General features: G+C 36.6%; 9 protein-coding genes and 1 other annotated feature. All 9 genes read left to right on the top strand.

Features of this window, described 5'->3' with window-relative positions; genetic code table 11:
- A partial coding sequence (locus HMPREF2704_RS09520) for an LPXTG cell wall anchor domain-containing protein (protein WP_141760648.1) occupies positions 1–1,557 on the top strand: 1,557 nt, incomplete at its 5' end.
- A 146-nt stretch (positions 1,558–1,703) separates the two neighbouring features.
- Entirely contained in the window at positions 1,704–2,213 is a 510-nt protein-coding gene (locus HMPREF2704_RS09515) for a dihydrofolate reductase (RefSeq protein ID WP_070846456.1), read from the top strand.
- A 208-nt stretch (positions 2,214–2,421) separates the two neighbouring features.
- The gene (clpX, locus tag HMPREF2704_RS09510) at positions 2,422–3,654 is read left to right on the top strand and encodes an ATP-dependent Clp protease ATP-binding subunit ClpX (protein WP_003001797.1); all 1,233 of its coding nucleotides are present in this window, start codon (positions 2,422–2,424) and stop codon (positions 3,652–3,654) included.
- An 11-nt stretch (positions 3,655–3,665) separates the two neighbouring features.
- The gene (yihA, locus tag HMPREF2704_RS09505; RefSeq protein WP_070846454.1) at positions 3,666–4,268 is read left to right on the top strand and encodes a ribosome biogenesis GTP-binding protein YihA/YsxC; all 603 of its coding nucleotides are present in this window, start codon (positions 3,666–3,668) and stop codon (positions 4,266–4,268) included.
- Positions 4,269–4,417: 149 nt separating this feature from the next.
- Positions 4,418–5,122: a glucosaminidase domain-containing protein gene (locus HMPREF2704_RS09500; protein ID WP_024055610.1), complete on the top strand. Its 705-nt coding sequence runs from the start codon at positions 4,418–4,420 to the stop codon at positions 5,120–5,122.
- Positions 5,123–5,288: 166 nt separating this feature from the next.
- Positions 5,289–6,086 carry a formate/nitrite transporter family protein gene (locus HMPREF2704_RS09495; RefSeq protein WP_070846452.1) on the top strand — a complete coding sequence of 266 codons (798 nt, stop codon included), beginning with the start codon at positions 5,289–5,291 and terminating at the stop codon, positions 6,084–6,086.
- Positions 6,087–6,147: 61 nt separating this feature from the next.
- Positions 6,148–6,282: a sequence feature (ribosomal protein L10 leader region), on the top strand.
- A 38-nt stretch (positions 6,283–6,320) separates the two neighbouring features.
- Positions 6,321–6,821, top strand: coding sequence for a 50S ribosomal protein L10 (rplJ, locus tag HMPREF2704_RS09490; protein WP_003001722.1), 501 nt, complete (start codon positions 6,321–6,323; stop codon positions 6,819–6,821).
- A 75-nt stretch (positions 6,822–6,896) separates the two neighbouring features.
- Entirely contained in the window at positions 6,897–7,265 is a 369-nt protein-coding gene (gene rplL / locus HMPREF2704_RS09485) for a 50S ribosomal protein L7/L12 (protein WP_003016256.1), read from the top strand.
- Between the two features lie 1,076 nt (positions 7,266–8,341).
- A complete protein-coding gene (locus tag HMPREF2704_RS09480; protein WP_070846450.1) occupies positions 8,342–12,223 on the top strand; it encodes a G5 domain-containing protein in 3,882 nt (1,293 codons plus the stop codon).
- Positions 12,224–12,426 lie beyond the last annotated feature (203 nt).

Below are 12,426 nucleotides of genomic sequence, written 5' to 3'. Positions count from 1 at the left end.
AGCAAAGCTTCTGCAACTTACACACCAACTGTAACACCAGTTACACCAACTGCAAGCCCAGCAGTATCTACTGATGTGCAAGGTGCAACTCAAACAGGTAAACCTGTATTTACTGAAGGTGACAGCCGTGTTCCAATGAACGACGATGTTCCAGCAACATTTGACGATGGTTCAACAACTAAGGTAATTCCAGGCGAAGGAACATACACAGTAGCTCCAGATGGAACAGTTACATTTGTACCAGAAAAATCATTCACAGGAACAGGAACAGGCGTGACTGTTAAACGTGTTGATAAGAATGGTACACCAGTTACAGCTAAGTACACACCAACTGTTACACCTGTGACACCAACAGCTGATCCTGCTACATCAACAGATATTCAAGGGCAAACACAAACAGGCAAACCAACATTCACACCGGGTAACCCAGATGTACCAATGGATGATGATACACCTGCAACCTTTGAAGATGGTTCAACAAATAAGGTAATTCCAGGCGAAGGAACCTACACAGTAGCTCCAGATGGAACAGTTACCTTCGTACCAGAAAAATCATTCACAGGAACAGGAACAGGCGTGACTGTTAAACGTGTTGATAAGAATGGTACACCAGTTACAGCTAAGTACACACCAACTGTAACTCCAGTAACACCAACAGCAGAACCAGCTACAACTATTGGACCAAAAGGTAAAGAACAATCTGGTAAACCAACATTCAAGGAAGGCGATAGCCGTGTTCCAATGAATGATGATGTTCCAGCTACATTTGACGATGGTTCAACTACGAAGACAATTCCAGGTGTTGGTACTTACACAGTAGCACCAGACGGAACAGTAACCTTCAAACCAGAACCTGAATTTACAGGAACTGCACCAGCAGTGACAGTGGTTCGTGAAGATGTGAATGGAACAAAAGCTTCTGCAACTTACACACCAACTGTTCTTCCAATCACTAAATTTGTTGATAAAGAAGGTAAGGAAATCCCAGGATATCCTACAGTTGATGGAGAAGAACCAAAAGCTGAAATTCCAGGTTACCGCTTTGTGGAGACCAAGAAATTGCCTAATGGTGATACTGAACACGTCTATGAAAAAGTTACAACTTCATACGTAGACGAAAATGGGGATCCAATCCCAGGTAACCCTACAGAAGATGGGGAACAACCGAAGAAAGAAATCCCAGGTTATGACTTCGTGAAGACTGTTGTAGATAAAGATGGAAACACTCAACATATCTACAAGAAGACTGTGACACCAACTCCAATGCCGGATCCAACTCCGACACCAGAGCCACAGCCACAGCCACAGCCTACTCCACAACCGCAACCAACACCAGAACCACAACCACAACCTACTCCACAACCAAAACCAGAAGAACCAACGATTCCTGTCGTTCCAGAAACGAAAGAAGAAGTGAAGTATATCGATCCACAAAATCCAACTGCACAACTTCCAAACACGGGAACAAAAGAATCTTCTACTGCTGGTCTTGCAATCTTTAGTGCTTTAGCAGGTCTCTCATTATTCGGATTTGCAAAACGCAAAAAAGAAGACTAAGCTAACTTGTGGCTAAGAAAAACCGCGAAAATCTCGCGGTTTTTTCTGTTTGTATTTAAAAAAATATCCTCCAAACTAGATAGTTGAAATCAGTCTTTTATAAGAAAATTTGATAAAATAGAAGTATCAGTGTAAAGGATGAGAGAATGAAAAAGATAATTGGTATCTGGGCTCAAACTGAAAATGGCATTATTGGAAAGGACCAAGTCATGCCTTGGCACCTGCCAGCTGAGCTTCAGCATTTCAAAGAAACGACCATGGGGCAAGCCATTCTCATGGGAAGAGTGACCTTTGATGGTATGAAAAAACGGGTTCTACCAGGTCGGACTAGCATTATCTTAACGCAAGATCAAGCCTACGATTCTGAAAATGACGCTGTACTTGTCATGCACAGCAAAGATGAAGTCTTGGAGTGGTATCAGAACCAAGAGAAGAATCTTTATATTATCGGTGGCAGTCAGATTTTAAAGCTCTTTTCTGACCAGTTAGAAGAGTTGATCCAGACCATGATTCATGCAACGATTGATGGAGATACATTGGCACCAAAATTTGAAGAGAACCGCTATGAAAGAGTCCGTCAAGTCCATCATCCGAAAGATGAAAAGAACCAATATGATTTTACGGTCAACTATTATAAGAGAAAGGATTTAGACTAATGGAGCGAAGTGTCTTTGGTTTTTTTACAGCTGTCTTATGCGTCATCTGTTTGATTTGCGCCTTACAAACCTTTCGTAAAAAACGGTTTGGCCTCGCTATTTTATTCTTACTAAATGCTTTTACCAATCTTGTGAATTCCATTCACGCCTTTTACATGACCTTATTTTAAACTAAATAGAAACAGAAAATGACAGAAAGAGGAAATACATGCCAACGAATCAAAATAATGATATGATGGTTTATTGTTCATTTTGCGGAAAGAGTCAAGATGAAGTCCAAAAAATCATTGCAGGAAACAACGCGTTTATCTGTAATGAATGTGTAGAGTTAGCACAAGAAATTATCCGTGAGGAGCTAGCAGAAGAAGTTCTTGCAGACCTTAGCGAAGTTCCAAAACCAATCGAATTGCTCAATATATTGAACCACTATGTGATCGGTCAAGATCGTGCCAAACGTGCCCTTGCTGTAGCGGTATATAACCACTACAAACGCATCAACTTCCACGATACGCGTGAAGATGAGACAGATGTTGAATTGCAAAAATCAAATATCCTCATGATTGGCCCTACTGGTTCAGGTAAGACTTTCTTAGCCCAAACCTTAGCACGTAGCTTGAATGTCCCATTTGCCATTGCAGATGCAACAGCCTTGACTGAAGCTGGTTATGTAGGAGAAGACGTTGAAAACATTCTCTTGAAACTTCTTCAGGCGGCTGATTTTAACATCGAGCGCGCTGAACGAGGCATTATCTATGTCGATGAAATCGATAAGATCGCTAAGAAAAGTGAAAATGTCTCTATCACACGTGACGTTTCTGGTGAAGGGGTACAACAAGCCCTCTTAAAGATCATCGAAGGAACCGTCGCTAGTGTCCCACCTCAAGGGGGACGTAAACACCCACAACAAGAGATGATCCAAGTGGATACCAAGAATATTCTCTTCATCGTAGGTGGGGCTTTTGACGGGATCGAAGAAATTGTCAAGCAACGTCTCGGTGAAAAAGTCATCGGTTTCGGTAAAAACAATAAAGCTATTGATGAATCAAGCTCTTACATGCAAGAAATCGTGGCAGAAGATATTCAAAAATTCGGGATTATCCCAGAATTGATCGGACGTCTTCCAGTCTTTGCTGCTCTTGAGCAATTGACAGTTGACGACCTTGTCCGTATCTTGAAAGAGCCACGCAATGCCTTGGTAAAACAATACCAAACCTTGCTCTCTTATGATAACGTTGAATTGGAATTCGATGATGAAGCTCTTCAAGAGATTGCTAATAAAGCCATCGAAAGAAAAACAGGAGCTCGTGGACTTCGTTCGATTATCGAAGAAACCATGATGGATGTCATGTTTGAAATTCCAAGTCAAGAAGATGTCAAACTTGTTCGAATTACAAAAGAAGCTGTAGATGGAACTGAAAAACCCATTCTCGAAACAGCCTAGAAAGATAAAATATGGAAATTAACACACATAATGCGGATATCCTCTTAAGCGCTGCAAATAAGAGTCATTATCCTCAAGATGAGATTCCAGAAGTTGCACTTGCCGGTCGATCCAATGTCGGCAAGTCTTCTTTTATTAATACTCTCTTAAATCGAAAAAACCTGGCCAGAACATCTGGGAAACCAGGTAAAACCCAATTGCTCAATTTCTTCAATATCGATGATAAACTCCGTTTGGTAGACGTACCTGGTTATGGCTATGCACGTGTCTCTAAAAAAGAGCGCGAGAAGTGGGGGCGGATGATCGAAGAATATCTCACCAGCCGGGAGAATTTAAAAGCAGTCGTTAGCCTAGTCGATTTTCGCCACGAACCTTCAGCAGATGATGTTCAGATGTATGAATTCTTAAAATATTATGAGATTCCTGTGATCTTAGTTGCTACCAAGGCAGATAAGATTCCACGTGGAAAATGGAACAAACACGAATCGATCATCAAGAAAAAACTAGATTTTGATCCAGCTGACACCTTTATCGTCTTTTCTTCTGTAACCCGGGAAGGATTAGAGAAGTCATGGGTTGCTATTTTAGAAAATGCGTTTTACGAAATAAATTGAAATGACATGAAAATGTCATTTTTGTTTTGGATTTATCTCGCAATTGTAATACAAGTGTAATATAAGTGCCTTTGTTTTCTTCTATTTATATGGTATAATCTCTATAAAGATAAAAGATGATAAAAAATTAATTGGAGATAAATTGTATTATGAAAAAGAAAATACGGAATAAAACGAAATTATTTGGTTTGTTCGTTTCTGTATTAGCAGTGGGGACATTTGCTGCTGCTATGAGCGAGCACGTCACATCAGTTGGTGCTAATGATGGAACTTACCAAGCTTATTCAGACCCTACTGAAGCTTTCATCTCACAAATTGGTGAGTCAGCTCGTCAGCTCGGTCAAGAGAATGACCTTTATGCTTCCGTTATGATTGCACAAGCGATCTTGGAAAGTGGATCAGGACAGTCTGGTTTGGCTTCTTATCCACATTACAACCTTTTTGGAATTAAAGGAAGTTATGCTGGGCAATCTGCAGTGATGCAAACTTGGGAAGATGATGGTGCTGGAAACGCGTATACGATTAATGATGCTTTCCGTTCATACCCATCTTACTATGAATCATTGCAAGACTATGTAGCAGTTTTGAAACAAGGACATTTTGCAGGTGCTTGGAAGAGTAACACATCAAGTTATCAAGACGCAACAGCTGCTTTGACAGGTGTTTATGCGACAGATACTAGCTACTACGCAAAGCTCAATAATATCATTGAAACCTATAATTTGACTCAATATGATTCACCAAATGTTCAAGGTGGTATTACAGGTTCGGTATACAATCCATATCGTCAACAGTTCACTTCACAAGAAATCTTGAATTTGGATATCGCTTGGGCGAACCGTTTGAATTATTAAAACTAAAACAGGCATCTGCCTGTTTTTTTGTTGTTTTTAGCAAACACTGATATTCGATATAAAACGTATATGATGAAAAGTTAAGAATTCTTCCTGAAAACCTTTTCAAACTTTTCTCTCTATGATATAATGATTTTATTCACAAACATTATATAAGGAGAATATTATGTCTGAATCTAATTTCATTCAAAAAGTAGGAGCGGCGTGTAATAAGAAAGAGGATCTCTATCAGAAATCTAAAACGCGCTATGCAGTCCGTTCTATTTTTGCTGGAGGATTTCTTACTTTAAGTACGGCGGTCGGAGCAGTTGCAGCTGACTTATTAAATACCTTTGTACCTGGATTGGGTCGTTTTCTATTTCCATTCATCTTTGCCTGGGGCTTGGTTTACCTCTTATTTTTAAATGCGGAATTAACCACCTCAAATATGATGTATTTGACGGCGGGTACCTATCTAAAGAAGATTCATTGGAAGAAAGCTCTGGAAATTCTTCTTTATTGTACCTTCTTTAATTTAATTGGTGCTTTAATCGTCGCTTTTCTTTTCAATCAAACAACTGCCTTCGCACATATCGATCCAAAAGGTTTCCTAGCCACGGTAGCAGAAAATAAACTACAACGTAGCAATCAAGTAGTTTTCTTTGAAGGCGTTATTGCCAATATCTTTGTAAATATTGCTATTCTTTCTTATCTATATTTCAAAGATGAAACAGCCAAGGTGCTCTTAGCACTCTCAGCTATCTATATGTTTGTCTTTATGACCAACGAACACTTGGCTGCAAACTTTGCTTCTTTCTCATTATTGAGCTTTAATTCAGTTTCTAGCCAATTGCCACATTTTGAGTTTTTAAATATTTTACGTCATTATAGCGTCACCTTTTTTGCCAACTGGGTAGGAGGAGGAGTCTTAATGGGACTAGCCTATGCTTGGTTGAATAATATCAAGAGCCTCTACAACGATTAAAAAATATAAAAAAAGTTTGCAAAAGTACTTGCATTCTTTTTTTATATATGATAAACTAATCTACGGTTTGAAAAAACTGCCTAAGACAGTAGGGGAGCTCGACTCATAAAGATCCTACCGAGGACAAAACGTATCAATTAAAAGAAGCGTATTGTACTTTCGTGTCTAGGTTTGGGCGCGTTTTTCTTTTGGAAAAATTCCCCAAGCAAAATAATTACGGAGGTGAACACACTAATGAGTGAAGCAATTATTGCTAAAAAAGCGGAACTTGTTGACGTAGTAGCTGAAAAAATGAAAGCTGCTGCATCAATCGTCGTTGTAGATTCTCGCGGTTTGACAGTTGAGCAAGATACAGTTCTCCGTCGCAACCTTCGCGGAAGCGAAGTTGAGTTTAAAGTTATCAAAAACTCAATCTTGCGTCGTGCAGCTGAAAAAGCTGGTCTTGAAGATCTTGCATCTGTATTCGTTGGACCTTCTGCAGTAGCATTTTCTAACGAAGATGTTATCGCACCTGCGAAAATCTTAAACGATTTTGCAAAAGACGCTGAAGCACTTGAAATCAAAGGTGGTGCAATCGAAGGCGCTGTCGCATCTAAAGAAGAGATTCTTGCACTTGCAACTCTTCCAAACCGCGAAGGACTTCTTTCTATGCTCCTTTCTGTACTTCAAGCGCCAGTGCGCAACGTTGCTCTTGCAGTCAAAGCGGTTGCAGACAACAAAGAAGACGCAGCTTAATCTTAAGCTACGCAGCGTAGCCTAGCTACAAAAAAATAAAAATATAAAATTAAAACTTATTTGGAGGAAATAACAATGGCATTGAACATTGAAAACATTATTGCTGAAATTAAAGAAGCTTCAATCCTTGAATTGAACGACCTTGTAAAAGCTATCGAAGAAGAATTTGGTGTAACTGCAGCTGCTCCTGTAGCTGTTGCTGCAGCTGGTGCTGCTGACGCAGGTGCTGCTAAAGATTCATTCGATATCGAATTGACATCTGCAGGCGACAAGAAAGTCGGCGTTATCAAAGTTGTACGTGAAATCACTGGTCTTGGTCTTAAAGAAGCTAAAGAACTTGTTGATGGTGCACCTGGTGTTATCAAAGAAGGTGTTGCTACAGCTGAAGCTGAAGAAATCAAAGCTAAATTGGAAGAAGCTGGAGCTTCAGTTACTCTTAAATAATAGAGTAACGCAAATTGAATGCGAAAGCCTAGTATGTTAAGGTTAAGAATTGCTTAAGGTGATTTAAATCTTAAATAGGGGAGTTATTCCCCACCAAATCCCCGCCAAGTTAGATCTTGGCGGGGATTTTTTTTACAACAAAATAGACTATATAATTCCTTTGTCAGTTTTATCCCTATGCAGAAATTATTGTGCTCTCTTTTCTAAATACAATCATCGCCTTCAACTGGCGCATATGCCAACCACACCCAGGCTAAACCAAGATCGGTAGCTTGGGTAATATTATTTTGCATAGTAATTAAATTATGATGAAGTGCAAAATCAATGTATTCATCTAACTGATTTCTTTTATCGGTATAGTTTTGCACAATTAAATTTTAAAATGATTTTGGCATGCTCGACTATTTTAAAACTGGTTAATAGAGATATAAGAAACAGTTTATTCTCACCTTTAAAACCTATGGTCACTCCATTGTATTATGTTTCTGATCTATTAACCTTTACTCGGAGAAAATTCAGTAAGAGATCAAGACAATTGTTTTAACTAGTGAGAAGAGTTGCTAACTAATTGCTTTGATATATAGAAGGAGACGGAACAAAATTATCGAACTAAACCAAAAGAAAATTACCGAGTCGGATAATCAGAATCTTAATATATTATTGAGTGAATATAAGCTTCTTTCTATCATGGTGGATAACATTACTTTATTTAATTACATGTTATACATATTTTCTATGAAACACATCTACTATCTCTTTTACTTATGGCTATTAGGAAAAGGAGAAATATTTAAATCAAAGTAAAATGCTTCGTAGATTTTTATTGAATGGAGTAAAAAAAATGGAACTAAAATAGGTCGTTTTTTCGAAATTATCATTTAAAAAACTTCGATTATAAGTACTCAGAGAATTTATGCATTGTGTATAACTACAAGTTGAATTTTATTCTTGATTAATAATTTGCTCATAAATCCTGGAAATAGTTGACAAAATAGTTTGAGGGAGGATAAAATGTGTATAAGGTAAGTTATTTCGTTTATATACTTAATAGCTTATCAATAAAAAAGGAGAAAATTATGAAACCAAAAGGGAAGTTTAATGTAGATGAACGTAGAAGAAAGTATAGTCTGAGGAAAGTTTCAGGAATAGGGGCGGTATGTGCCGTGATTGGGACTGTAGTTTTTTGCTCATTTCCTCTTAAAACAGTTTCTGCTGCTGAAAATGATATAAGAGTAAACTATAAATATGTTACCACAGATGAGTTGACTGAAACAGAGAAAAAACTCATTGTAAACGAGTTACCAAAGGACCTTGTAGATGGGTCAGATTTGTTTGTTATCTATCGAAAAAATACTGTAAATAATGTTTTACCAAATACTGGAAGTAACATGTTGCCCATCGCTTCTGTTGTTGGAACAGGTCTATTGTTAGTTGCTTATATCATAAAGAGAATTGGTAAAGTAGATAAGAAGATTGTCAAGTGTATCTTCTCTATTTCTTTGGTTGGAGGGGCTTTGAGTGTGACAACTGTATCTGCTTTAACGATTGCTACTTTGTCCAACTATAACCATACCGAAATGATAAAAGCAGGTTCCATGCTTCCAGATGGCAAAGTAAATATTTCTGGATATCAATTTGTTGGTTATATTGATGGTAAAGATATAGATACAAATCAAGTGACACATGTAACTCAACTACCTTCACAAGAAAATAAAATACAGGATACTTTTGTACCAGTGGATAATCCTAAGAAAGATATTTTGGAAGATGGTGGTAGAGGTAAAGTGGAGCCTATTAAACCAATAACTCCACCAAAAGTAGACGAACCAGTTAAATATTTAGAACCTAAAGTTATTAATAAAATTATTAAAGTAGATGATTCAGGGAATATACTAGAAGATTTAACTGGTTATACAAAAATTAGCGAGAGCCAACCTGTTGAAACACGAGAAGTTCAGAATGGACAGTTAGTCATTGTACATACAGTAACGGAGGTTTACAAGAAAGATACTGTATCTAAAGAAAAAACAACTGTTGATATTCTTAAGGGAACAAGCGTTGACATCCCATCTGAATTAGTTGAAATATTATCTGAGGAAGTTGTGGAAGATGAGATTACAGCTCCAGCTACTCCATCTGGTACTTCAACTCCTGTAAACCCAACCGATGAAAGTTCTGCACAGATTAAAAACTCTACAGGGACTGAATCTTCGTCAGAATCATTAATTGGAGAGGATAACAAAGAGAAAATTTCCGCTCCAGTAGAGAATTTAAACTCTAAATTAGGAACTATTGCAGATGCCACAACAGTTAAAAATAAGAAAGTCATTCGTACTGTTCGCGTTACTGAAGATATACCATTCGAGATAGTTATCAAGGAAGATAGTTCTCTATCTGAAGATGAGGTTAAGGTAGAAACAGAGGGAAAAGTTGGGAAGAAAGTTTCTATTCAGAAAATTACTTTAGTTGATGGTGTGGAAAAGGTAAAGGAAACAACGTCAGAGACAGTTGAAGCAGCTCAAAATAAAGTTTTGCTAATTGGAACGAAGAAAACAGCAAAGCAACCTACTGTTAGTGGAGTAGTGCCAAGTGCAGGCTCAAATGAAACTTTTGTAACTGAATCAAAAGAAACAACACCAAAAACTTCTCTCTCAGGTTACTATACAGTCGATGTTACTGAATCTGAAAATAAAACAGTTGAAACTGACCGAGAAAAAGTGAGAGAGTTGGTAAAAGATAAAACACCATTTCTAAATCTTGTATCACCAAATGGAGAAAAGTTGGTGAAGATTAAGACGATAGAAATTTATGATAATACAATTCTCGAAGGTCAGCGACAATTACAAGATATTCAAGCTAGCTATGTGACAGTAAATGTTAAGAAAAAACGGGATCTAAGTAATAAAGAACCACAAACTGAATTGATTATGACTAAAGATATTCCATTACTTACTAAGGTTTATCGCCTAGGTACAAAAAATAACGGTTTATCTAAGAAAGATGTAGTTATTTCAGGACATGCATATAATAGCAATGACAATGCTATAGAGGAAAGTTTTATTTCAATTTATAAAGGTAATGAGCTAGTTGCAGAGGCAAATACTGATTTTGATGGTTATATGTTTACTCGTTTAATCCCAAATCAATCTTATGTTTTGAAATCTAATGGCTTCGAAGCTAAAGTTACAGCTCTACCTTATGGTGATCCGATAATTGAAAATATAAAAGGTCATTTTGAATTAGGAAAAAAATATTCAGATGATATGATTGACTACCATCTAAAAAACAATGTAATTTATGTTAATGATGGCCAATATCAAAGTGAAAGTGACGATGGGAAAAAAGTAGTACTATCTAAACAAATTAATGCCAGAGTAGGTGATATTCTTGTTATCCCACCATCTAAGATTTATGAGACTTCTAAAGCTATTAAGATCAATTCTATTAGCACTATTAATAATCAGTCAGTTATTGAATATAGTGTGCCATCATTGTACGAGGTTGTACAGAATGTCAATACAAAAGCTTGGTCATCTAATATCAACAGTGCTACTTTTATTCCAGCTGAAGGAGTTACTGTAAAAAAAGCATCAAATACAGATCAAGGTCTATTTAGAAGTGTCTCTCTTGAAGGAACTCTTCCAACTGTATCAATTCCGTTACTTAGTAAAGATAAAATAAAAGGAACGCTGTCATTTAATATTTCAGGTAAGGTTTGGTCAGATGCTGTAGATTTAAATTTTTGGATTCCTAAAATAGATTTTATGAATTTTGATATCAATAAAGAATTGAGTTTTAATACAGAAGGTTCTTTAGAATTTAGTACACCAAAAGATATAGAAAGTGAGATTCCGTTAGGAGAATTGATTTTACCTACACCGGTTACAGGGGTGACTGTAAATATTCCTATAAGTATTAAGATCACTGTTGAAGGGAGTTTAAGTGTTTCAGTATCAAGTACATATTCAATTCAAGACTCAATCAAATTGAAAAATTGGGCTCCTGAATATAAACGTACTGTCAACCATACAATGAAAGTGGGAGAAATAAAAGCTAAAGCCACGGTCAAACGTGGTCCAGAAATAAAAGTAAAACCTAAAATATTAGGAATAGATACAGTTTCTGTTTCTGCTAATGCTGGGTCAGCCATAGAAGCTTCGTATTCACAAACATTATTATCTGTTGAGAAGAAAAAAGAAGATAAAACAAATCTAATTACTGGTAATAATGAAAAACTTATTACATCACCTATTTCTATCAATGATAAGAAGATATCTATCGAAGAATATGGTTATCTAACTTTAAAGGCTGAACTAGAAATTTTGAAGCAAGTTAAAAAATTGGGATTAATTCAGGAAGACATGGCATTAAATGATGAATTAACCTTATTTGATGGTAAATTAAAATTTAGAAATTATGAGTTTGACTTAGGAAAGGATTATAGTAATGAACCAGTTCATAATCCAGAAGCTATATTTGAAAAACTAACTAAACCATTCATCTTTGCTAGTGGTGTAGGAGGCTGGGCTACTGGAATGGATGTTTCTAAAGATGGCAGTTTCAAAGGAACGTACCATGATACGAATATGGGAATTACTGGTCCAAATTATCCAAATGGTCAAATGTATATTTCTAATTTTACAGGTAATTTTAAAAATTTAGTTAAAGTTAATGACTATGAATACAAGATGACTTTAACTGATTTAGATTATTCAAAAGTGGGGGAAACAAAGATTGATAATGGTGTGAAAATTGATACAACTGAACCTTACGGAATAGCAGATAAGAAATCCCCAGGTAAAGAGTTCGTTCTTTATTTGAGAGATCGGCCAGTTAAAGATTTACCAAAAGAAGTTGGTGATTGGATTTATGATTTCAAAAAACGTATGCCAGAGAAGTTAACAAGGGCAGTAATTTTTAATAAAGATAAAGGATGGGCATTTGTAGAAAGTGATTAGCCGATAAGTAATGTGTCTTTTGATGATTAGACAGCTATTCATGTTGAAATCATGAATTGTTATAGTCCTGAATAATTTAGACCAGTGAAGTTTACTTATATCTCAGATAATGGTTATTTATTTGTGACTCAATACCAGTGGGAGAAGTGTCAAATCATTAATGTACATGAATAATAGAGTAACGCAAATTGAATGCGAAAGCC

This window comes from Streptococcus sp. HMSC076C09, assembly GCF_001837905.1.
GTDB classification, from domain to species: Bacteria; Bacillota; Bacilli; order Lactobacillales; family Streptococcaceae; genus Streptococcus; species Streptococcus parasanguinis_I.
This window is presented reverse-complemented; position numbering and strand designations above follow the sequence as displayed.